Source organism: Roseovarius sp. ZX-A-9, from assembly GCF_028369135.1.
GTDB lineage: Bacteria > Pseudomonadota > Alphaproteobacteria > Rhodobacterales > Rhodobacteraceae > Roseovarius.
The window spans coordinates 1-23,328 of record NZ_JAPWHW010000035.1 but is presented as its reverse complement, the minus strand read 5'-3'; the positions used below and the strand labels follow the sequence as shown (position 1 = coordinate 23,328).

Annotated in this window: 18 protein-coding genes and 1 pseudogene; 12 read left to right on the top strand and 7 right to left on the bottom strand. The window is 58.6% G+C overall.

Annotation, left to right across the window (positions count from 1 at the left end; translation table 11 throughout):
• Both O3306_RS21140 and O3306_RS21135 read left to right on the top strand, forming a co-directional pair.
• Window positions 1-183 (top strand): annotated as a pseudogene (locus O3306_RS21140) (MATE family efflux transporter); the annotation flags it as partial.
• Window positions 180-608 carry a glyoxalase superfamily protein gene (locus O3306_RS21135; RefSeq protein WP_272011174.1) on the top strand — a complete coding sequence of 143 codons (429 nt, stop codon included), beginning with the start codon at window positions 180-182 and terminating at the stop codon, window positions 606-608. The pseudogene O3306_RS21140 and the gene O3306_RS21135, both read left to right, overlap by 4 nt.
• 493 nt (window positions 609-1,101) lie before the next feature.
• Here the strand turns inward: O3306_RS21135 and O3306_RS21130 are convergent, their stop codons facing one another.
• Window positions 1,102-1,716, bottom strand: a complete 615-nt coding sequence (locus tag O3306_RS21130; protein WP_272011171.1) for a helix-turn-helix domain-containing protein — start codon at window positions 1,714-1,716, stop codon at window positions 1,102-1,104.
• A 225-nt stretch (window positions 1,717-1,941) separates the two neighbouring features.
• Here O3306_RS21130 and O3306_RS21125 point away from each other — a divergent pair, with 225 nt between their 5' ends.
• From O3306_RS21125 to O3306_RS21105, 5 genes are all read left to right on the top strand, one after another.
• Window positions 1,942-3,528, top strand: a complete 1,587-nt coding sequence (locus O3306_RS21125; RefSeq protein WP_272011169.1) for an ABC transporter substrate-binding protein — start codon at window positions 1,942-1,944, stop codon at window positions 3,526-3,528.
• A gap of 71 nt (window positions 3,529-3,599) precedes the next feature.
• The gene (locus O3306_RS21120; protein ID WP_272011166.1) at window positions 3,600-5,603 is read left to right on the top strand and encodes a CocE/NonD family hydrolase; all 2,004 of its coding nucleotides are present in this window, start codon (window positions 3,600-3,602) and stop codon (window positions 5,601-5,603) included.
• 557 nt (window positions 5,604-6,160) lie between these two features.
• The gene (locus tag O3306_RS21115; protein WP_272011163.1) at window positions 6,161-6,664 is read left to right on the top strand and encodes a hypothetical protein; all 504 of its coding nucleotides are present in this window, start codon (window positions 6,161-6,163) and stop codon (window positions 6,662-6,664) included.
• Window positions 6,648-7,283: a hypothetical protein gene (locus tag O3306_RS21110; protein WP_272011161.1), complete on the top strand. Its 636-nt coding sequence runs from the start codon at window positions 6,648-6,650 to the stop codon at window positions 7,281-7,283. The genes O3306_RS21115 and O3306_RS21110 overlap by 17 nt, the downstream gene beginning before the upstream one ends.
• Complete coding sequence (locus O3306_RS21105; RefSeq protein ID WP_272011159.1) at window positions 7,268-8,899, top strand: lysozyme inhibitor LprI family protein; 1,632 nt, start codon at window positions 7,268-7,270, stop codon at window positions 8,897-8,899. The genes O3306_RS21110 and O3306_RS21105 overlap by 16 nt, the downstream gene beginning before the upstream one ends.
• 132 nt (window positions 8,900-9,031) lie before the next feature.
• Here the strand turns inward: O3306_RS21105 and O3306_RS21100 are convergent, their stop codons facing one another.
• The 5 genes from O3306_RS21100 to O3306_RS21080 all read right to left on the bottom strand — a co-directional run bounded on the left by O3306_RS21100 (window position 9,032) and on the right by O3306_RS21080 (window position 14,717).
• On the bottom strand, window positions 9,032-9,799 hold the full coding sequence (locus O3306_RS21100) for an SH3 domain-containing protein (RefSeq protein WP_272011156.1): 768 nt from the start codon (window positions 9,797-9,799) through the stop codon (window positions 9,032-9,034).
• Between the two features lie 796 nt (window positions 9,800-10,595).
• Entirely contained in the window at window positions 10,596-12,491 is a 1,896-nt protein-coding gene (locus tag O3306_RS21095) for a DUF2075 domain-containing protein (RefSeq protein ID WP_272011153.1), read from the bottom strand.
• A gap of 80 nt (window positions 12,492-12,571) precedes the next feature.
• Window positions 12,572-12,964, bottom strand: a complete 393-nt coding sequence (locus O3306_RS21090) for a hypothetical protein (protein ID WP_272011150.1) — start codon at window positions 12,962-12,964, stop codon at window positions 12,572-12,574.
• Window positions 12,961-14,268, bottom strand: a complete 1,308-nt coding sequence (locus tag O3306_RS21085) for a recombinase family protein (protein WP_272011147.1) — start codon at window positions 14,266-14,268, stop codon at window positions 12,961-12,963. Before O3306_RS21085 ends, O3306_RS21090 begins: the two co-directional genes overlap by 4 nt.
• Window positions 14,265-14,717, bottom strand: a complete 453-nt coding sequence (locus O3306_RS21080) for a DUF2924 domain-containing protein (RefSeq protein WP_272011144.1) — start codon at window positions 14,715-14,717, stop codon at window positions 14,265-14,267. The genes O3306_RS21085 and O3306_RS21080 overlap by 4 nt, the downstream gene beginning before the upstream one ends.
• A 341-nt stretch (window positions 14,718-15,058) precedes the next feature.
• Between O3306_RS21080 and O3306_RS21075 the strand changes: the two genes are divergently transcribed.
• The 5 genes from O3306_RS21075 (at window position 15,059) to O3306_RS21055 (ending at window position 21,896) form a co-directional block, all read left to right on the top strand.
• Window positions 15,059-17,296: a hypothetical protein gene (locus O3306_RS21075; protein WP_272011140.1), complete on the top strand. Its 2,238-nt coding sequence runs from the start codon at window positions 15,059-15,061 to the stop codon at window positions 17,294-17,296.
• Between the two features lie 540 nt (window positions 17,297-17,836).
• Window positions 17,837-18,406: a sigma factor-like helix-turn-helix DNA-binding protein gene (locus O3306_RS21070; RefSeq protein ID WP_272011137.1), complete on the top strand. Its 570-nt coding sequence runs from the start codon at window positions 17,837-17,839 to the stop codon at window positions 18,404-18,406.
• Between the two features lie 78 nt (window positions 18,407-18,484).
• Window positions 18,485-18,682: a hypothetical protein gene (locus O3306_RS21065; RefSeq protein ID WP_272011134.1), complete on the top strand. Its 198-nt coding sequence runs from the start codon at window positions 18,485-18,487 to the stop codon at window positions 18,680-18,682.
• Window positions 18,672-18,860, top strand: a complete 189-nt coding sequence (locus O3306_RS21060) for a helix-turn-helix transcriptional regulator (RefSeq protein ID WP_272011131.1) — start codon at window positions 18,672-18,674, stop codon at window positions 18,858-18,860. Before O3306_RS21065 ends, O3306_RS21060 begins: the two co-directional genes overlap by 11 nt.
• 57 nt (window positions 18,861-18,917) lie before the next feature.
• Window positions 18,918-21,896 (top strand): bifunctional DNA primase/polymerase, encoded by a 2,979-nt coding sequence (locus tag O3306_RS21055; protein ID WP_272011129.1) that lies wholly within the window; start codon window positions 18,918-18,920, stop codon window positions 21,894-21,896.
• Window positions 21,897-22,102: 206 nt separating this feature from the next.
• Here O3306_RS21055 and O3306_RS21050 read toward each other — a convergent pair whose 3' ends face one another.
• Window positions 22,103-23,221: an AI-2E family transporter gene (locus O3306_RS21050; protein WP_442970032.1), complete on the bottom strand. Its 1,119-nt coding sequence runs from the start codon at window positions 23,219-23,221 to the stop codon at window positions 22,103-22,105.
• Between the last annotated feature and the right edge of the window lie 107 nt (window positions 23,222-23,328).

The following is a 23,328-nucleotide window of genomic DNA, read 5'->3' as shown; positions in this document are numbered from 1 at the left end:
GCCCTTGCGATCCCGCTGACGTTTATGATGCCTGTTATGTTTGGTGAGATTGGCATCTGGTACGCAGGCCCAGTGGCTGAGGCCATCATGTTGGCTCTCACCGCAGTTGTTCTTTGGCACGCCGCCAAAAGCACTGGGTTGATATGGGGTATCTTCCACGCTGAGGAGGGCGAGGCGCAATGAACACGCAACTTCCGTCAATAGCGCAGGCAAAAGATCAAGCGAAACACCTGCGCGGAAAAATGACCGAGGATGGAGCACCGATTGGCCATGCCAAGTCCCTTGAACTGGTCGCGCATCAACATGGGTTCCGCGATTGGAACGCAATGTCCGCAGCCATCGGAAACGGGCCACCCAAGGGCTGGGCCGTCGGTGAAAAAGTCAACGGCACCTACTTGTCGCAGCCCTTTAAGGCGACAGTAATTTCTATCACAATGGACAGGCCCGGATGGTTCCGGGTCGGGCTGGAGTTGGACGAAGCCGTTGACGTGGTCACATCTGACCAATTCTCCAATTTGCGCAAACGTATTCGCGGCGTCGTTGGCCCCAAGGGGCATTCGGCGGCAAAAACGAGCAATGGCCAACCCCACCTTCGAATTGACCTTTGAATATTGTGAGACCCCCGCTTCAATAAAACCGCCATTGGCCCCACCAAGGCCGATGGCTAGTTTGTCCGCACTCCAAGCCGCTCGCCTGCCTCCAAGAATGCGTATGCAGCGAATGGCCGGTCTGGTGAAGCTGCGACGCAGCGCCTGGCTATGTGTTGAAGGTCCGGAACGGGCCGTTCATTTCAAGCATCCGTCATCAACATGAGGGGCGGAAACCGGAACTTAGCTGCATCTGCGAATGATCTGTGCCAGAATTGCAGAAGCGGCCATTCAATCCGTAGCAGACCGAAGCCCTCATGCTGCGCTGCGTACCAAGGTCGGCTGTGCGCAGAAAGCGCCCTTTGCAAAGTTCAGGGCGAGAGGCCGCGCTATGAGGAGCGAGCGGCCCGGAGCGGCCTTTCGTCGCTTGCTCAAGATGCTGCGACCCCACGCCAATCGCATTTTTTAGTATCAGTGTAAGGTGCGATTACTCGTGAGACGTCCCTTTCGTTGTTTATAGCTTTTCTTTGCGGGCCTCGTCGCGGTGGTGGACATCCTTCGGAATGACGACGGGTGACACGGCCCAGATCAGTTTGCAGCTCTTGTCGGTTCTGTTGCGGGCGTGGTGCGGGATGCGGGCATCAAAGCTGTAGCTATCACCGGCGCGCAGGGTGATGACCTCGTCGCCGATCTGCATTTCAAGCTCGCCCTCAAGGATTAGGCCATGCTGTTCGCCTTCGTGCTTTTGCAGCGGGTCGTCGGGCCGTTCGGAAAAGGGCTCGTACACGGCAAGCCCCATGTAGAAGTTGCCGCCGATGGAACTGGAGATCAGCGTGTCTGCGTAACCGAGCTGTTGCGCGTTCTGCCCGTAGAGCGAATTCAGGTTGCGGCGGTTCTGCGCCCGGACAACAAAGGCCTGCTCCATTGGTCCAGCGCCAGGGCGGCGGGCGAAGAACCAGTCGGGTGTCACCGAAAGCGCGCCGGCGATGGCGTTAAGCGCCTCTATCGAGGGTTGAGACATGCCGCGTTCGATGGTGCTGAGATGGCTGAGGGAGACACCGCTGGTCTCGCTCAGGTCCTTGAGCGTCATCTGCCGGGCCTTGCGAAGCTGCCGGACCTCCGAACCCATTGCGAGAAGGCTTTTGGCCATGGCTTTAACGTTGGTTTGTCCTGTCATGCGCCGTCTTCCACTGTTCTCGGTCTGTTAGAGCATAATACGCCACCAAATCTTATTGAAACGAAATTTAGTTGCAAAATTTCGATAAAGGCGAATTATCGGTTCGTAAGTCTGCGATTCGCTGCCCCGCAGGCCAATCAGAAGCGCCGCAGGCGTCTATCAACGGGAGAGACAGAAATGGAAAATGACAAACTCGCGCGGCTGACGGCCCGGACCAAGATCGGAATATCGCGCCGCGACTTCATGCGAACGACCGCCAATGCCGGGCTTTCGGCGGCGATGGCCGGCTCGCTCTGGACTGAGGCGCAGGCAGCAACGCCCAGAAAGGGCGGCACGCTGAAGGTGGCCGCCGATGGCGGGGCCACAACCGACACGTTTAATCCCATGCAGATGAACGGGGCCGACCACCCGACGCTGTCGATCTTGTCGAGCTATGACACTCTGACCGAGATCGACGAAAACGGGGCCCCGCAACCCAGCCTTGCGGAAAGCTGGGAGGGCAACCCCGACGGCACTTGGGCAATCAAGCTGCGCAAGGGGGTGGAGTTTCACGATGGTAAAACGCTGACCGCCGAGGATGTCGTGTGGTCGCTGAAGCAGCAGCTTGACAAGAACAACCGCGTCGCCGAGGCACAACAGATCGTCCAGAATTTCGAGGAGCTGCGCGCCGACGGGCCCGACACGGTGCTCATCAAGCAAAAGGAGGTCAATTTCGACCTGCCGACGCACCTTTCGTCATTCGCAATGATCATCGGCAAGGAAGGCAATGGCGACTGGTCGGGGGGCATCGGCACCGGACCTTACGTCAAGGAGGACTGGCAACCGGGCATCCAGTATCTCGGGCGCAAGTTTGCCAATTTTTATCGCGACGATCAGGGGCATTTCGACGAGGTTGAAATCCTCAATATCTCCGATCCCGGCGCGCGGATGTCGGGGCTTCTGTCGAACACGCTGCACGCCATCGGTTCGCCCGAAACCAAGACGGCCGGGCGTCTCGCCAACGCGCCGGGTTTTGAGCTGGTGCAAGTGTCGGCCACGCAACATTTCACCTGCGATATGCGCGCTGACATGGACCCGTTTACCAGCGCTGAGCTGCGGCGCGCAGTGAAATGGGGCATCAACCGGCAGGAGATCGTCGACAAGGTGCTGAGCGGGTATGGGACCATCGGCAATGACCTGCCGATCAGTCGCGGGCAGCAGTTTTACAACGATCAACTTGAACAGCGTGAATACGATCCGGACAAAGCCCGTTATCACCTAAAGCAGGCCGGATTGGAAAACATCGACCTGTCACTGGCCGCCAGCGACGGCGCCTTTGGTGGTGCGGTGGATGCCGCGGTGTTGATGCAGAACTCGATGGGCGGTGCGGGCATGAACGTGAAAGTCGACCGCCGCCCGGCCGATGGATATTGGTCGGATGTCTGGCTCAAAATGCCGTGGTGCATGGTCTACTGGAACGGGCGCCCGACTGTGGACTGGATGCTGAGCTCGACCTACACTTCGGAGTCGGATTGGAACTCGAGCGCGTTTCGGAACGAGACTTTCGACAACTTGTTGGTCGCCGCCCGCGCCGAATCGGAGGAAGCTAATCGCCGCGAGATGTACCACGAGGCGCAACGCATCTTCTGGGAGGAAAGCGGCACTGCTGTCTTTGCCTTTGCCAATATCCTGATCGGGCATTCCGAAAAGCTCGCGCATGGCCCGGTCGGGGTGAGCCGCCGAATGGATGACAGCCGCCTGCCGCGCCGCTGGTGGTTTGCCTGATTAAAAGCCCCGCGTGCGCCGCCTTTGCGGCACGCGCTCCATTCCCCGCAAAGAAGTGAAGACCTGTCGACATGAATGAACAACCAGCCGCGCCCGACGGCGTGAAATCCCTCGAACATGTCTGGATTCCGATGCCGGACGGCATACGCCTTTCGGCTCGGATCTGGATGCCCGCGGGGATTACCCCCGAGGGGGCGCCGGCCATTTTCGAGTATATCCCCTACCGCAAGGCCGATATGGTGCGGGCGCGGGATGAGCGCAATCACCCGTGGTTCGCGGCCCGGGGCTATGTCTGCTTGCGGGTCGACATGCGAGGATCGGGCGACAGCGAAGGTGAGATGCCGGACATGTACGCGCATGCCGAGCTGGATGATGCACGGCACCTGATCGAATGGATTGCCGGGCAGGACTGGTGCAACGGCCGGGTCGGCATGTTCGGTACATCCTGGGGTGGAACGGCCAGCCTTCAGGCAAGTATCGACTGCCCCGAGGCGCTTAAGGCGGTCATCGCCGTGTGTTCGACCCATGACCGCTACGAGGACGATATCCACCACATGGGCGGTGGCCTTCTGACGGACACGTTCGAATGGGGAGCCACACTGCCTGCGATCCTTGCGCTTCCGCCGACGTCGGCGAGCGGTGAGGACTGGTTCGAGCGTTGGAAAGACAGGTTGGAGGTGTTGGAGAGCCCGCTGGAATGCTGGGTGCGCGAAGAGGCTCGGGGCATGTATTGGCGGCACGGATCGATCAAGCATCAGGCCGACCTGATCGGCTGTCCGGTACTGACTGTCGGTGGGTGGTCGGACCGGTATTCCAGTTCTGTCATGTCGCTGGTGGATGCCCGGCCGGACAAGGTGTGGGGAATCGTGGGGCCTTGGGGGCACCACTACCCCGATCAGGGCCACCCAGGGCCCGCCATCGGGTTTCAGCAGGTGGCACTCGAATGGTGGGACCATTGGCTCAAGCCGGAGCCGACCAATGCGCCCTGGCCGCAACTGCGGGTCTGGCTGCGGGAGTTTGATTCGCCTCAGAACGTGCTGGACATGCGCAACGGCGGTTGGATCGAGAGCGGCCCGCCGTCGGATGAGGCCACCGTCACGACTCTGCACCTTGGCGATGGCGGGATGCTCGCTGATGCGTCTTCGGACAATGAGACCGGCTGGGACGTGCCGGCGAACCTTCTGCATGGGCTGGCCTCCGGCGATACAGGTTATTTTGGCCGGTATGGCGGGCTGCCACTCAGGCAGAACGAGGACGACGACCGCGCGCTCGTGTTCGAGACCGGACCGCTCGACCAAGATGTTTTGCTGTATGGCAGCGCTGAAGTAGAACTCGTCGTGGAGGTCGAGGTCGAGCGGAGCCAGCTTTGTCTTCGGCTTAATGACGTTTCGCCCGAAGGCACCTCGTCGCGCGTGGGGGTATCGATCCGGAACCTTGCGCTGAACGACGAGTTGGATGCGCCGGACACGCCGCAGGGAGACGGGCCGCACCGCGTGCGCATCCGCTTTCATACCGGAGCCTATCGGTTCAAGGCCGGGCACCGGATCCGGCTGTCGGTCGGCTCGTCTTACTGGCCGCTTGTCTGGACGCCGCCACGGTTTGGGGATTTTCGAATTCTGTCCGGGCATCTGGAGCTACCGGTTCTGGGCAAGGACCCCCGGGCACTTTCGGCACCTTTTCCCGCGCCACAGGCCATGGCGGCAACGAATGACATTTACGTGCTTTCGGCGCCAGCACTGCGCCGTTGGTGCAAAACGAAGGCCGATGGAGCCGTTGTTGTGAGCTGGCACCAGCCGGCGGTCGCCACCCTTTACAGCGACATCGACACGGCCTTTTCCTTTGAGACCTCAGCCGAGCATGCAATTCGGCCCGACGACCCGGTTAGCGCGACGACCGCGTTCACGCACCGGATGGAGGTGAAGCGACCGGATGGAACTGCGCAGGTTGTGTCCCAGCTGCAGGTCCATTGCACGGCCAATATTTATCATCTGGCCACGTCGCTCGACGTGGTGTGGAAAGGTCAGGTGCTTGCCCGGCGCAACTGGACGGCCACAGTGAAGCGACGTTTGGCGTGACCCTTGGGCAATAGCCCGTGAAATAGAACCAGATGTGGATCAGGAGAAAGCCAAAGCCCACGCCCACTTGGTGCCATCATGCCACTGATCTGGCTGAATGTGGAGTGCGGTGGAATTGGGCAATTGCAGACCCTCGGTTTCGAGTTCGTGCATCTCGGCTTCGGTGAAGAATTTCCGATCCGGACCGCATCGTGGATGTGCAACCTGGTGCTCGGTCGCCCCGCGTTGGAAATCTTCCCAAGGTGGAAGCCGCGGGGAACTGGGCGTTGACTATGGGAAAAGTGTGCTGCGGCCTGTAGCGGCAGCTACCTGCTGTCACGCGATGGGCGAAAATGCTGCATACTGCATGAACGGCCGTTCTGGTGCAGCTGCAATGCGGCGTGAACAGGCCCGGTGAATGTCTCCTGTGGGCCGTCTATAACCTCAGGTGGATCGGGTGGGGGAGAGCGGTCGTTCGCTGCAACGCTCGCGAAGGTCAGTACGACGTAAGTCGTAGCAACTTTGAATTTTGAGATTCTTGTACTATTTGGTATGCTTTGATTATGCGGGATTGTTCAGTGCTTCTCAGGGCATTCATTTCGGCGCTTCTCCTTGGCGGGGTCGCGACCGGGATTGCCGCCGCCCAGGATGTTGCGGTTGGAGCTGAAGTACACGGTCCATTACTCTACTTTAGTCAAGCAGAGTGCCTCCGAGAGAAAGCAGATATGTATCTCGATGCGATTGGTGATGGGCCGAGCCTTGTTTTTATTGGTTTTTGCGAGGACAACGTTATCAAACCGGCTCCAGGACAGATCAGTTCCGGCAGTACCTTGAACTCATTGCAAGACAGCGTCATCCGTTTCAGCGAAAAGCAGATGCGGGATCTGCCGGGGCTCGGCAACCTTCCGACCAATATGAAGGCGGTGGTCGTCGTTCTTTCGCGGGTCCAGATCGCATGCGTTCGCGACAGGTTCGAGGATGTGGTGGACGCCAAAGAAAGCACAAGCTTCACATGGAAAGGAGCTTCGGGTGACGTCGAGGACAAGGTGGCGGAGCTCAGATTGAATGAATGCGGGCGATAAAAAGCTGGAGCAGACCCAGCGGGAATCGACCTCTAGGCGCTCCCTCAAGCGTCTCGTCAACGTTGAGACGGCTCAATTCATCGCGCTTATCCTTGCAGGTGCCTACGCTGTGTTCGAACTCTCGCTCAATCGGACCGACCGACACGTCGATACCGCGATGTCGCTGGTGCAGGAGTTCAGTCAAGGCCAACTCGGCAAGAACCGGCGCTTTCTCAACGACCGGTGGTATTCCCATTGGGACGACGTGCGTCTTTTGCAGGAAGCCGGCTATGGCGCGACCAGCGCTCCCATACAGGCGTTCATCGAGAACACGATCGTCGGCGAGTTAGACCCTACCGGCCAAAAAGAGCTTCGGCTCGCAATTGCAGAGATAACCGACAGCCTAGACCGCTTAGCAATTTGCGCGGAGCCCCCGTTCAATCTGGAAATTTTCGGCATGTTTGCCCAGTGCGATCCGGAAACAACCAATCAATCGATTTGCGAATACGCCACAAGCTTTCATGAACTTTACGGCCCGCTCATAGACGAAACCCGCGCCACATTGGGCAACGGTGGCCTCGGGATCGCCCTCGAGGAATATGTGGAGGAAGGAACGTGCTTCCGATGGCTTCAAGGCTGATTCCGGCACTCATGACTTGCGCCTTGAAGGCGGCGCCCTTGCTGGCGGCCGATATCTACTGGGCGGATCCGATAAAGGCCGAGTTCGAATACGTCTATCCGGCCGAGACCATCGGGGACCCTACGGCGGCGGGTGACGTCAAATCCTTTGCCACGATGCCGCATTTGCGCGTCGAAGGTCGGATCGAGCCGGGGGACGCGGACAAAGTCGGGGAAATGCTACGGCAGGAAAAGCCCGATTGGAACGTCGACATGTTCAAGGACATTGTCGTTTCGTTCAACAGTGATGGCGGTGATTTCTACGAAGGCCTTGCGATGGCGGACGCGATAGCCGGGCTTGCGGCAACCACGCTCATCGGGCCGGGGGACCGTTGCCTGTCGTCCTGCGGGATCGCGTTCCTGGGTGGCAGCGCAATCGTCATGCGTGGAATCCCCAGTTGGCCAAGCCGGTACATTCACGTGGACGGCGTGCTCGGGTTCCATGCACCGTTCTCTGAAATCCCCACGGCAATTCAGATTCCTGCTGGTACGGCAATGACGGACGACCTCACCCAGCAGATGGCGCAGAGCTTCTACGGTCAGGCGCAAGCCGCGATCACCGAAATCACGAGCCGGATTTCGGATTGGCAAATCTCACCCGATTTCGTGTTTAGGATGCTTACGAAAAGCAGTTACGTCGGTGATACGCGACCGATAGAGGACCGGTTTGTCCTGGTTGATAGCTACATCGGGGCGACACAGATCAAAGCCAACGTTCTGACATCCTCCTTGCAATACCCGAGAGAGATTACGGGGGCCGGTGCGAGCGCCGCATGTAGCTTTTTGGTGCGGGCAAATGCCGGACGTACTATGCAGATCGGCCTTGCTTCATCTGTGGAATCACTTAGCGATCCGGATCTTTCTCCAGATGGAACTTGGACCGTCGCTTCCACGAAGTTCGCGCAAGGCCGTTTTCCGGAAGTTATCTCAGAAAAGATAACCAGCGTCACCACTGTCCGGCGTTTGGTGCCGGGCAATGATCCAGAAGCGTTTTTCACCGAAGGGTTGCTGTCAGGTCTCGGTGGAATCCAGTGTAGCGCGTACCGCGGTGACGACGGTCGGTGGTATGCACGCACATTCAACGAGGATATCCACTTTCCTGACAGTGACGGTACCTATGTTCATGGCCGGGGTGCCGACCTGATTGAGGTTCGTGTTCTCGATTTCGAAAAAGGTTACCCGATCAACCGATATCTTTTGCTTGGTGCGGCGGGCAGTTGGTCCGGACCGCCGCAACTGGATATCGCGTTTCCCGAGTGGTTGCCTAGTTGGGCAAGTGAAATCAAGGGTCCCAGCTTTGACTGCGGCGGTGATCTCGATCCGGCCGCAGAGGTGATCTGCGCGTTTCCGGCTTTGGCGGATGCCGACGGCCGCCTTGGCGGGCTCTACAGCGCCGCGCGGGTGAAATTGGGCGCGGTCGTGTTAGAGGAACAGCGCGCATGGATCCGCGCGCGCAACCGGGTCTGCCGCCCTGAGCGCGTAGATTTGAATGACGATTTCATCCGATGGAACCTCGCCCTATGCCTGATGGAAATGACCGGTTCACGAAACCGGGATTTGGCTATGCAATTGCAATAGCGTTACAGGCACATTTTTGTGATCTAAGAAATAGAAATTTATCATATTGTTTCTGACCACGCCCGGCGCGCGCCAGAAGCGGCCATTCACGCTTGAGGCAGTGAGCTATTGCCAGCAGAATTGCAAAGGTCGCTATTGACACCAGCTGTTTTGACGTCGTGGACAACTCGTAGGGCCACAAACATAAGGATCGGCGAGGGCTTCGGAAATCAAGATACGCCCAACATCCGTGCCATCAACATAGAGCGACCCACACTGGCGCCCGAAATTACACTGTTGGGTGCCATGTGTGCCTGGACGACACGAGCAACGTACTGCAGCAAACTCAATCACATTCGCTGAACGTAGTAGTTTACTTAATCTCTGCTTGGCGCGCCGACCTGCGTCACGTTCGGCGCTGCAGGATGGCTTGTAGGTTTCAGGCGTATTGAAGCCCACCAATCGAACGTTCGCGCGTTCACCTATGACAACCACCGTATCGCCATCGATCACTTCAATTTCACTTGCTTTTACGATGCGTCCGCCGTGCCTAGCCTTGGAAACAGACGTAGGTGTCTGTGAGCTCAAATAGCGGGAAGACATCCAGCCGGTTCCCAATGGGGACGCGATCTGGATCCAGTCGCCCTGAGCACCAACTTTTTTAACGGCAGTCCCTTTCTTGAGCGTGCCCATGACGCTGTTGCCTGTGCTTGGTCCAGATCGTTGGTTCACTCTGCTCCCGGTGACATACAAAGTTGCAGTACTTGCGTCCTTCACCTTTGGTTGGAATGTCTGAGAAGGCGTCTGGTACTTGGGCGGTGGTGCACCCGGCTCACCTTCGGAAAATAGCGACCCGAAAGTGCCCAAAATACCCACTATAAGCATTACCAGCGTGCCGGCTTTCCGCAGATCTCGCTTCATTCCATAGTACGCCTTGATTGGATTGGAAGAGGCGCGAGAACGCCTAGCGCGTGGTTTCGAGGGTGTGCGGTTGACGGGTGCGGAAGTGCGACGTTTCCTCCTAGTGGAGGTATTTTTCGCACCCGAAGGCGCTCGGACACCTTCTGCGCGCACGCCAGACCCGTCGCATTCCGTCCTGTTTTCGGGAGAAAGTTTCAACAGAGCTACGAGCTTGCGGTATTGCGGATCACTCAATCGAGTCCGCCCGCCATTGGCTGTAAACCGCGCCTTCATATCCGTTAGGAACTTGGTCTCCCAATCATTCAGTGTTCCAGATTCCAGCCTTTCCTGAATCCGCGCCTTTATCAGCATGGTGCGTTCTGGAGAAAAAGACATCGTCAAAAATCCACATACGGTAACTGCTCTTAGAAACCGCAGTCGCCCCTCGAATGCAACCTCAACGGACTGGATCAACGCCGACCTATAATCATGTGCCCCAAGCCTCTTTACCAAACGATGACTTTGGCGCACCCACTCGCCAAATCCCAGAACCGCGACAGGTCCAAGATGATGTGCGCGCTGACATCTGAGAGCACCGACGCCGGAAGATGCTTTGAAAATCGCTCAGCGATTTTGAAGCCAAGCAATCCGATCACGAGCAAAATTAATGTAACCCGCCAAAGCACAGTTGCGAGGTCGACTCGTCGACGGGCCCGATTCTTCAACGTTCGACGTCGCGGATTTTCCACGGGTCATTCCTGGTCTCGGGTATTTTGCAATTGAATGGCAGAAAATGCGGGTCTTTGCAGTCACCGCTCTATCCGAGGTCGGTCGCGCCACAGCGGAGCAGGAACTCGTAAGTTCCATCATAGAAGGCGGACGGCCGCGTCGGATCATCTTGATTTCCCTCGGGGACAAAAATGGCCATGCCCTGCCGCGCCCGTGTCAAAAGTACGCGATAGGCATTAAGCAGGTACAGCCGCTTCGTTTCGTCGCGAACTTGCTGCCATTTGGTCCCCTTGAAGGCATGGAACTGCCAGATGTTATCTATCCAACGGAGATCAGCGTCCCAGCAGACACCAGTCCAATCGAGCTCCAGGCCCTGTATGTCGAACTGGGTGGCGACTTCCTCGAGGTAGTATGATGAGCGGACGTCGAACCGATCGTTGAGGAACCAGGTGGCCGGTTCGATCTTCGCCTTCACATGGATGCCCGCAGGTCGGAGACGGTAACCCCCAGAGGAAGCGACAAGGCCAAACCGTTCGCTGCCCCGCGCTTTGTTACGCAGCCAATCGCGGACTCGCGCCAGGTCACGGGAGACGACAATCGGATAGCGATTTCCAATGGCGGCCAACGAGTCCCTTGCGCCAGGGGCGTCCCCGTCGAGCACCTGTCCTACGAACGTCGATAGCTGCTCGGCACGGAACGACCGCATCGAAACCGACAAGTGTAGATCCGGATGCTTCGCGATGCACGTTTCCTCCAGCATAGCCTTGGCCTCTGGGGACGCGGTGTAGTGCCGATCCTCAAGCAGTGAGGACGCGTGCACCCGCCAAGCGGGAAACTTTTTCTTGAGGGCCGTCAGCCATTCGACGAGGCCTGCTTCGCCAGTGTTGATCTCTTGCCCGCCTCCAATCAGGCAGATAACCGTGCACCAATCCGTATGTCTGTCCATAACGCTGATCAGGAATTCAGGTTCGGACTTGTCGAAGCCATCATGGCCGCGGGCCTGCATAAACTTCGTCGCCTGGCTGGCTGTCCAAGCCCGCTGCGCTTCGTCGAAAACCACAACTTTCTCGAAAGGAACTTCGGACCGATTCAGGTAATAGTCGCGAAAGTGATGAATATTCTGTATGAAAGTTCTAACCCGCCTCCTGGCCTCGCCGAGTGCGATACTCTCGCGTCTGTTCTGGTCGCGGGCCAGCGCCTCTCGCAGAACGTCAACTAGAGGGCCATTCCCGGATAGAAAAACCGCGTGCTCGTCTTCATGGCGCTCAGCACGTGTGGCGGCGATGTTTAGCCCAGCCAACGTCTTCCCGGCGCCAGGTACGCCGGTGATGAAGCAGATCGATTTAAGCCGGTCGCGCTTTGACACTTCAATCACCTCAGCGATCCGACCTGCAGTGGCCTGCAAATTCTTCGCTCCGGCGTCCGAGCGCGAGATCTCGTCGACAGCGTGACTTCGATAGAGCGCTTCTGCGGCCTCAATGATCGTAGGGGTTGGGCGGTAGCCTGATGCGCGCCAGGCAGAGACGTCAATATTGTCCTGGCTGGCTGCAAGCGGCCGCTTTAAGGCCAGCACGTCGGCTAGGCCCTTTGGGCCCGTCAAAATAGGTGTGGCTACAAGGTCGGCAGCCCAGCGTGTCTGCGTCGAGGGTGCCTGGGCGCGGGTCGCGACAAGTACAGGGATGACCGGCAAGGTCTGGCTGCCCAGATGGAAGTTCTTCAAGTCGAGGGCATAGTCGTGGACCTGCTCGATCGCGGCGCGATCGAAGGACTCCGCGTTGACCTTGAACTCGACCACAAACACGACGCCGTTGCGAAGAACAACCGCGTCGGCCCGTTTCCCCATGCGGGGAATGGAAAACTCAAAGAATACGTGCGAATCGCGGGCGCTGGCCAGCACGCGTTTCAGGATTTCAATCTGCTTGATCCAAGCCGAACGCTGTTCGTGCTCAAGCGCATGGTGATGCGATCGGGCAAGTTCACCCAAGACGCTTTCGTCTGAAGAACTTAAGAAGTTGGAGGCGGGTGCCGAGTAGTATGAGTCGTGCATGTCTTTAAATGTCAGATTCACATCTGTGTAGCTAGTACACCATACTGTTCATCCCATCCTTCCGGAAGCGGCGCCAGCAATCGCGCAAGCGTCACATCCGACCCGTGCGTCCCATTCAGGATCGCTTCTACGATATCGGGCGCAAGCAGCGTGAGCCGCATGACGCGCGTCATGTACGATGCTGCGATCCCCTCGTGTTCAGCCAGTTCGGCGATGGTCGCGAACTCACCCGCCTCCAACATCCTTTTCCAGCGAAACGCCCGCGCCAGCGCTTTAACCAACGTGTTGTCCATCTTTCGGTGGCTGGATGCCCCGTCCGGCAGCTGCATCTCCTTCCGGCCGCCGCGCTTAACGAGGCGGAACGGGATGTGGACCGTCACCGATTCCGGCACTGGTTTCGCGCGGGTCATGCTGCCGTCCCGAGATCGGCCATCATTTCGCGCGCCAGCCCGGTCAGACCGTCCATGCGGAGGCGAACATTCAGGCCATCGGTGCCGACGTCGATCCGCTCGATCAGCAGAGCCGCGATCCGCGCTTGTTCCGCCGGGAACAATTCATCCCAGAGCGGATCAAGGCGGATCAGCGCGTCACGCGCGTCGGCCTCGGTGATCTCGCCGTCCTGTGCATGTGTCGCTTTCCATGTGCCTGCAACAATCTCGGGTTGGCGGAACACGGCGCGAAGTTGGTCGATGACAGCAGCCTCGATTTTACCAGCGGGGACCCGTCCGACCGGGCATGATCCTGCACCGTGCTTTAGCACTGACTGGCTGACATAGTATCGGTAGAGCTTGCCGCCCTTGCGGGTGTGGGTCGGCGAGAAGGCCGCCCCGTCGGGGCCGTAGAGCAGCCCTTTCAACAGCGCAGGCGTGTCGGCGCGGGTGCGCGCAGCGCGCTTGCGAGGGCTTTCGCTCAGGATGGCGTGGACTTTGTCCCAGACTTCTTTGTCGATGATGCCATCGTGCTCGCCGGGATAACTGTCGCCCTTGTGTACGGCCTCGCCAATATAGGCGCGATTGTTCAGAAGGCGGTAGAGGTACTTCTTGTCGATCCGGTTGCCGCGGGGCGTGCGGATGCCGCGCTTGGCGACCTTGCGGGCCAGCTCCGTGCAGGACCCGATCTCGAGGAACCGGTTGAATACCCAGCGGACATTGGCGGCATCGGCCTCCTTGATGACCAGCTTTCGGTCCTTCACCTCGTAGCCCAGCGGTGGCACGCCGCCCATCCACATGCCTTTCTTGCGACTGGCGGCAAATTTATCGCGGATGCGCTCGGCCGTCACTTCTCGCTCGAATTGGGCGAAGGAGAGCAGGATATTCAGCGTCAACCGCCCCATGGAGGTGGTGGTGTTGAACGACTGAGTGACAGAAACGAAGGTCACGCCATTCCGGTCAAAGACTTCGACCAGTTTGGAAAAATCCATCAGCGACCGCGACAGGCGGTCGATTTTGTACACGACAACCACATCAACCAGCCCGTCTTCGACATCGTCCAGCAGCCGTTTCAGGCCGGGTCGTTCCAGCGTGCCGCCAGAAATGCCGCCATCATCATATTGATCGCGGACCAGTACCCAGCCCTCTGACCGCTGGCTTGCGATATACGCCTCGCAGGCCTCCCGTTGGGCGTCGAGCGAGTTGAATTCTTGCTCGAGTCCTTCTTCGGAGGATTTCCGGGTGTAAACAGCGCAGCGCAACTTTCTGACGATGGGTTTGGTCATGCGCCCCTCCGATGGTTTTTCAGGCCGAAGAACACCCAGCCGTTCCAGCGCGTGCCGGTGATGGCACGGGCAATGGCCGACAGCGATTTGTAGGGGCGGCCCTGCCATTCGAACCCGTCCGTGGTGACTGTGATAAGGTGCTCCACGCCTTGCCATTCGCGGATCAGGCGCGTGCCGACGATCGGCGTCAGGTCAGCGCGGATGCGGCTCTTCTTGCGATCGCCACCGTCCAGCTGTTCGCCAAGAGCCTCCAGCCTTTTCACCGTTTCCAGCTTCAGGCCACCATAAGCCAGTTCCTGAATGCGGTACGCGAGGCGGCTCTCGAGGTAGCGACGATTGAATGGCGGTGGCTCGCTATCGAACAGTTCACGCCATTGCTGCTTCAGGTCCGGTGTAGATGTTGTCTTGAGCGCGGCTAGGCGGGCGGGAATGGGATCGGGTTTGGTCATGCGGTTCTCCTCTGAGTTGGAGTTGCATGAACGCTCTGGTCGGGCGGGTAGTGTAGGGAACTTTCTCCATTTCCATCAGATACTTGTATTGTGTCTCTCATACGAAGGCGGATAAGGCCAAGCGCCAGCAACCCGCACAGTTCTGCGCGCCTCTCAAGAGGCTTCATATGGATCGGGTTCAGCGGGTTTGGTCCGGTATGCGCAATCCCGTGCATCGTCGGCTCCTTCCTGAAAAACTTTCTTTCAAGATCGAAAAGCCGATCGCTATTCAGGATTGGGACACCCCCGGCGAATATAAATTTTGCGAGATTGACAACCTTTAGGGATGATTGAATTGTCAGATGACACATGTGGAGGCTGTAGTGGTGTCCCGAAAAGCTCGGTTCGGCAGAAATCTCTCTCAAGTCATCGAAGCTGCCTCTGCGCATTATCTGCAACTGTTTCTGGCCAGTTGCAAAGCACCCGATGAAGATCTTCTGCAGCCACCGGATATCTCTGGAGCCGAAACTGACGCAGCGGCGAAGGACTTGCTGAAGTTATACTTGCATGACTGTGATCAGGAAATACTTGCCGAGCTCGACCGGTTATGCGCCAGCGTCCTTGAGCTTAGCGAAGGCAAAGGGGTCACCTCACTGGATACCGTGACCGCAGAAAAACTCCTGAACACGGATCACGACCGATTTGTCGATGCCCCCGATCCACTGTGCCGAAGTATCTGGGTCCATAGCGAATTTCCGGATGTTTTTCGGGATGCGGAAAGTTTTCACGCTGCACGTCGGTACCGCGATCACCGTAAACTCTATGCCGCATTCGAGATCGATCAGGATGACTTGGCCGCAGTCGGCCAACTGCGCCCAGATGTGAAAACTCTCTGCGAGAAGCTTGAAGACATCCTCGAACTCAAGGCCAAAGCGACCGCCTCTGTGCTCGAACTGCCAGAAACTGCTGACTATCCTCCATCGTTGCTTATCGCCTTTCGCCACCCCGGAGCCCTGTCGAGTATCCAGGATCACCGCATAGACGGTGGCTTGCAGACGTATTATTATCGACCGTCTCGTGAAGCCATTCTCATCTTTACGCCGGGTCAGAAAAAGATCGAGGTCTGTGCCGAGAGCTTCGAGGTAAGAACAATCGTTGCCGAAGCCTTCGCCGAAATTGTCTTGCAACATGATCTGTCAGCGAAACCGCTTACCCGTCGGGATTTCAATCTGGATCGGTTCCGGGGATCCTTCAATCTGGACCTACCCGACCTTGAGGCCGTCGAAGTCACCGGTGCTACTGTCGTCGAAGCTGAAATGCCACTGGGACATTGGGGACGTCGACTGAACCTGAAGGTCACGAAAGATGAAGATATCGAACAGGCGATGACGGATTACATCCGTGGAGGAAACAGACTCGTTCGCAAGTTCGGTTTTACGAAGATCGTGATAGCAGTCGATTTTGTGCGGCGTGATGACGGCAAGAAGGGGACACTGCGATTGCAAGTGTCCGGCGGTAACACTTCCAACGTTCAAAGCCAGAGAGATCCCTTCCTGCGTGACCTAGGCTTTAGGTTGCTGTCGCATTGGGGGCTGATGAGCCAGCTTCGTCCGCTTGCTGAACATGAAGAAGCGAATTGGTTCCGGTTTCTTCTCTCCCTTTACGATCTGCCCGGTGATGAGGTTTCAGGCAACTTCCTCAGCGCGGCCAATGTCGATCCAAACCCGCTGATCGAGACCGGCTTTCTGGAGCGCAAGTCTCGTCAGGTGCTGGTTTTGATTGACGATGAAGACAACGGCACAACTGAGGGCGAGCTGACAACTGGGCCGGAAAAGGGCACGCTGAGACAGCGGGGGGGATTTGGGGAACCGCGAGGCGTCATCCCTGAGGCACAGGCCATCACCTACCGTCTCAACCGTCGCTGGTTGGGCGAAAGGATTCTGAAGACCCTAGGCGGCGTCCTCGGGTCGACGTCCTTGCAGATCGAGGATGGTTATCTGGCAAGCTTGGGAAAGGTCGACCTTGCTGACGAGCGCGTGCCTTTCTACCTCGTGCGCGGGCTCGACGATACCAGGGTGTTGGACCAACTCGATATTGCTCTGCGCCAAAAGCACAAATCGGGGCCGGGTCTCGTTCTTTCGGTCAGCGAAAAGTCACCAAAATACCTTGGCCCGAATGTCGTAGTGAGGTTGGCGGATGTAATATCCCTCGATGGCCACGCCGTTTGTATCGATGAAAAAGAGCTTCAGCGCCAGTTTGGGGCAGGGCGAACGCTGGTCGCGTGCGCTCAGGTTGCTCAAGTCATCCGTCACGGCCCGCATGCCGGTGTGCTTGTAATACCAGGTGCCGATCCTCTCAATCTGACAAGTGCCTATCAGCTCCTGTTCTTTGAGCGTCTGGTGACTGCAGCGACGGATGGATCAAGGGAAGTTTTCACCAAGGTTCTCATGGAAGGAATGGGTTCGGGCCACCCGGGACAGTTGTTTTCGCCAAAAATGCGGGACATCGTGATCGGGACATATATCCGCCATGGGTCCAGCAACCGCTATTGGCGTCTTGCGTCCGGTGTTCGCGACCTGATCACGGATGCGGAGGGCTGATCTAGAGTTTATCTAGAGTTTGCCCGGGGACCGTCTACCGCAATCGGATTTAATTATTCGCCATCTGTCATCAGGAGGCGAAAAATGCCGAAACATTTACAATACCGAAACTCTTCAAGCGCGCCCGGATACGGTTTGGACTGGCGCTGCACATGCTGCGGAAAGCTGCTTGGCCGCAGGCATGGTGCTGTGGTGCTGGTGCAGTTTGCACGCGGCCACAAATATCGCGCGCCGCGTCCGGTCAGCGCGGTCTGCCGCAGTTGCGGCACTCTCAACGAAACCTGAGCTTCACTGAAATGGGCAGCCAATGGCTGCCCATCAATCCTTCATTTTCAACCTAAGAGGCGCGCGACGCCCAGCCCTGGCCATTAGGAGGCGCGAGACGCCCGGCCGAAAGGCTGGCGTCTGTTGTCTTCCACCTGGTCTGCGCTGCACGCGCAACTTGTCCGGTCCGTGAACCGGCATTCCGCACTGACTTCCTTCTCGTCTCTGTTTCCGTCGGGCAATCAATGCAAGGCGTTCCGCGACCCATCGCAGTTGATGGATTGGCTTCACGCGCCCGCAGAGGACACTGAAGCCAAAAACTGCGTTCTGAGCCATCTCTTGCGGGTGGCTGGCGGCAAGGATCGGGAGGGCGACTTGGCAGTTGAACTTCTGCTCCTGGCGCTTTGGCCGGGCCTATGCGTAGTACGTCGACGCCTATGGCCTCTCTGTCGGAACGGGACGCTTGACGCAGACCTGCTCAGCGGTCTGACAATCGGGATCAGGCGCGCACGGCTGGATCGGATCACCCGTGTTGCCGCCACGCTCCTGCGCAATCTCGAGCGTGATTTGCGGCGCCTTTATATTAGCGACGAGCAGGCAGCACGGCTTTCGATCGATTTGGGAACGGTCGGGCATACATTGGTTCAGCCCGAGACCGACAGACCGGACATGATCCTCTCGGCAGCGCAGGCGGCGGTTGGTGAGGACGGGGCTATGCTTGTGGCCGTCCACATCGCGGGGTTCACGCAAAAAGAGGCGGCCAGTCAGCTTGGCATCAGCCACGAGGCCGCGCGCAAGCGCTGCCAGCGGGCGCTCACACGCCTGAGGCAGCAAAATGATCTGTGAGTTGTCCCAAACCTGCGGGGCAGGCGGCTTTCTCTATTCAAGGACGCCATTCCGGCATCCGAGGAAGGGAGCAGATCAATGACCACCCGGGATATTGACGACGATTACGAGCGACTCCCCGGGCTCTTTGGGGCTTGGGATTTCGGCATGCTGCTGGAGGAAGGCCGCAGTTACCTGATCGAGGATGGCGGGCGCACGCAGGACGGCCAGCCGCTCTACATGGTGTTCCGTCGCCCGGTCGACCGGAGTGTAGGGGAGGTTGGCAATGTTCTGTGATAGCAGCGTCCACCTCACGCAACGCGAACTCGCCGCGCGCTGGCGCGTGAGCGGTCGCACGCTGGAGCGTTGGCGGGCGCAGCGCTTTGGCCCCGCCTGGATCACCATCGGCGGCTCGATCCGGTATCGCATGAGCGATGTGCTGGCGTGGGAAGCCGCGCATCTGACCCAGCCGTAAGCCATGGGCGCGGGGTGCCAGAAACGTCACCCACAGGACAATCAAACAGACACGAGGGTGGCCGCTGGCCGCCCCGAAGGCGCTGGCAAAATCACATTTTCCAACGCCGCAGAGCAACTGCTCGACAACGGCTATGAACCCATCCCGGTCAAACCGGGCCAGAAGGCGCCCGCGCTGAGCCGCTGGACCAGCGTGGTGATAGATGAGGCTGCAATCGAGACCTGGCGGGTGCGCCATAGCTCCTGCGGCGTGGGCCTGAGAACTGGTCACCTGATCGGCATCGACATCGATATCCTCGGTCCGGACCGGGCCCATGCGGCACAGACACTCGCCATGGAGCGATTTGGCGAAACGCTCGTCCGAGTGGGGCGCTGGCCAAAGCACCTCTTGCTCTATCGGACCGATACTCCGTTCACCAAGATGAAAGCGGGGCAAGTCGAAATACTCGGGCTCGGGCAGCAGTTTGTGGCCTTCGGTCTCCATCCGGGCACCGGCAGGCAATATTCATGGCCGCTGGGCGAAACCCCTCTGGAGGTCCCGCTATCGGATCTTCCGGTGATCGACCAGACGGCGGCCGCGGCGTTCCTGGCTGAGATCGGGCCGACTGACCACCAGCTGAACGCAAGCAGCGGTGCAGGAAGGCGCCGGAAAGCTGCGGGTTCAGGTGATCCGGTGCGCGATGCGCAGGGACGGATCACAGACGGGCGCGATGCCTGGCTGAGCCAGATTGCCTTCCACGCTGTGCAGGACGTGCTGGAAGCCGGAGATGTTCCAGATGTCAACCAACTCGCTGTGCAGGTGTGGCAGCGGTTCGCCGGCAGTTCTGATCTTTCCCGTCCGAAGCAGGATGGCGCGCGCGCCTACGATTTCTCGGATGCAGCCCGCAAGGTGCAGGACAAGCTGCGGTTGGCGCGTGACGGGCGGTTGCCGCCTCGGGACACGACCACACAGGAACCAGAGTATGAAGCACCGACGCTCTCGGTCGAGGATGGACGTGCGCAGCTTGCGGCCCTGCTGCATACCTTTTGTGAGCAGGTGCAGGTTTGGCATCAAGGTGGCGGGGATCGTCTGCCAGCCCTCGGGATCCGTGCGACAGTCGGGCTGGGGAAATCGCGGGTCGCTCGTGACAACCTGATCTCGCTGGCGGCGGATCTTAGGGCTCAGGGGCTGCCGCACCGCATTCTGGTGTTCACAGCCTCCCACGCCCTCGCCGAAGAAACAGCGGCGTCATGGCAGGCCGCCGGGGCAAATGTTGCGGTTCTGCGTGGCTACGAGCGCAACGACCCGATCAGCGGAGCCCCGATGTGCCGTGATCTCGATGCTGTAAGGGCTGCGCTCGCGTCAGCGCAGAAGGTGCGCGAAAGCGCCTGTTCAGGAGCGAACGGTGCGAAATGCCAGTTCTTTGACGGCTGCCTCAAGCAGCGGAATCTTCGCGATGTCGCGGCGGCCGACGTCGTTGTCGCACCCTATGATGCCTTGTTCTCCGGGCTGGCATTCGAGCGAGACGACGTGGCGCTGCTGATGGTTGACGAAGGCTGCTGGGCCCGGGCGCTGGAGCAACTGAGTGGTGTCTTCGTCGAGAATATTCCGGATGAATTGATCGCGGGAATGGGCGGCGATCAGATCGGGCGGGGGCCAGTCGGTGCCATGGCGGACCTGATGGTTTTCCGCGGCAAAGTGGCAGCGGCCTTGGTCGCGAACGGTCCGGGTCCTGTCTCGCGGACGGCCCTGCAGGAAGCCGATCTGACCGTTGATGATTGCCAGCGTGCAGCCCAGCTTGAACGCTGGCGCCTGCGGGACGCAAAGCTGTACCCTGGGATGCCTACCGCTGAGCGTCGAAACGCCTTCCGCATCGCAGCGGGAAATGCGCGAATCCTGCTGCTGGCAGCACTCTGGCAATCCCTCGCAAATCTCCTCGCGAGCAGCAACGAAGCCTCAGGACAGTTGCTGATCAAGGAGCCAGATGCATCCGGCCGCCACGAAGTGACCCTGCGACGGGTTCGTGGGTTGCACGAAAGTTTACGAGGTAAACCGGTTCTGCATCTGGATGCGACGATGCGGCCAGCTATCGTGCAAAGGATTCTGCCCGATCTTGAGGCCGATCTGATTGATGTCGCGGCACCGCACATGCAGGTTCGGATGGTGAGCGGCAGCTTCGGTAAGTCGATGTTGTGCCCCGCGTCCGGCCTTGTGCCAGAGGAAGCCGCGCGCCGCGCCAACCGCTTGCAGGAATGTGTGGAGTACGTTCAGTGGCACGCGCGCCGGGTCTTTCCGGGCCGCGTGTTGGTGGTAACCTACAAATCAATCGAAGCCGCGTTCGCAGATATTCCCAACGTGGAGGTGGCGCACTTCAACGCAATTGCCGGGCTCGACTGCTACAACGATGTCGGCCTGCTGATCAGCATCGGTCGGCCCCTGCCACCCAGCCAGGAACTGGAAGCACTCACCGGGGCCTATTTTGGCCACGTACCCCAAGGCCGGTACCGGCGTGATGTGGCAGGCATCCGGATGCGTTCGGGCCAGAACCGCAGCCTTGGTGTTCTCCGGCACGAAGACGAACTTGCCGAAACCCTGCGTGCTGCCATCTGTGATGATGAACTTATACAGGTGATCGGTCGGGGGCGTGGGGTAAACCGGACTATACAAAACCCGCTTGAGGTCCATGTCCTGTCGGACGTCGTATTGCCGTTGGTTTACGATCGACTGACGACCTGGGACGTCGAGCGTCCGGATGTGCTGCAGCGGATGCTGCTTGCTGGTGTGGCGGTTGATAGTCCGGCAGACGCGGCGGCGTTGCATTCACAGCTCTTCAAGAACGGGCATCAGGCGAAGATGGCATTCGAGAGGGGAGGATTTAAGGCACAAAACCCTATGAATAGTTCTTATAGGGAAATGTGCCTTAAATCGGCTGCCTATAAACGTGCCGGTCGAGGGCGTGGCTGGCAGCGGGCCATGTGGATCGACGGAGACGCAGCGACGGCACGACAGCGTCTGGAGGCAGCGTTGGGTGATCTGGCTCTGTGGCAGCCAGAATAGCACGTTCTTGTACATGCCGGTTTGGAAGCAGACTAGTCATCCAAATCTCAGAGAGGGGCCGGAAGGAGCCCATTTTGCGGCAGTCTGCGTTCGGTATTAATATCCGCAACGGCCACAAAGCAAACTTTGCAACGCCTATGCCTTTTCCTCAAATTGGCCATTCGAGCCAACGAGAGCGGATCGACCTGTTTGACAATACGAAAACATTACATTGCCTTTCGGCTTTCGATCTCTTCGTTAAGCCGATCGAGCTCGCGCTCGCCCTCGGGAAGCCCCTCGCGCGAGAGTAGAACTGCGACCTGACGCAGGCTCGGAATGTGGCTGCAAATCACCAAAAGCATGACCATGATCGGCACCGACAAAAACATGCCGGGGATCCCCCAGACAGCTCCCCAGAAGGCGAGGCTCATGATGATCCCGAATGAGGACAAGCGTAGCGCCCGGCCCATCATCCAGGGATCGATCACATTTCCGTTCATAAACTGGATAGCGCCGGTAATCACGAACAGCAGAGCTGTAGTAGTGGCGTCGCCAGTTTCGACATACCCTACAAGCGCCACCATTCCAGTCGCAATAATTGAGCCTATGTTTGGGATGTAGTTCAGAATGAACGTTAGAATCCCTAGAGACATCGCGAGCTCGATGCCAAAAAATATCGCCACCGCGTAGATCATTGCACCGGTAATCAAGCTCACCGCAGTCTTGACGAGCAAGTAATAGTTTACCCGGTGGATGATTGAGATGATGATTTTATTTGCACGCTCGGCCTGGGTCTGGTCGCTGAAGAAATTCGACATCTTGGTGTCAAACCAGATTCGCTCGGCGAACAAAAAACCGACGAAAAGGATAACCAGAACCGTGCCTTGCATCAGGTTGCCTGCCTGCCCGGCAGCCGTGCGCACGTAGTTCGATAGTTCGAAGCTGTTCAGTGAGCCGAGGACCGCCCGCTCCACATCCTCACCCATCCAGGCGAACAGTGAGGCCACCGCCGAAGGAGCTCGCGCGGCATAGGAAAGCGTTGTGCTCAGAACTGTGTTGAGTTGCGCCAAAAGGATGGAGGACAATAGCAGGAGCGCTGTCGAAATGAGCAAAAGGGCGGTGATCGAGGCGAGCCAGTTGGGGACGCCGAAGCGACCGATGCGTTGCCGCGCGATCAGTCGAATCACATCCGAGGTCAGCGAAAACAGGATAATTGCCACCGCTAAGGAGATCAGAAGGAACCGCGCCTGAACCAACAGAAACAGCACCACTGCAAAAGCAATTATGACAAGTGCGCCGGTGCGCACCCGCGCGTATTTCTCGCTTTCGCCCAGAGTTCCAGACATCCTGTCTTTCTCCGCCCGCATGGGTTTCAGTGTGAATCGGCATGCGAAATTGACCCACTTAGGTGGGTTATGAGCGAGTAAAATTGACCCACCTGTTTTCGTTAACA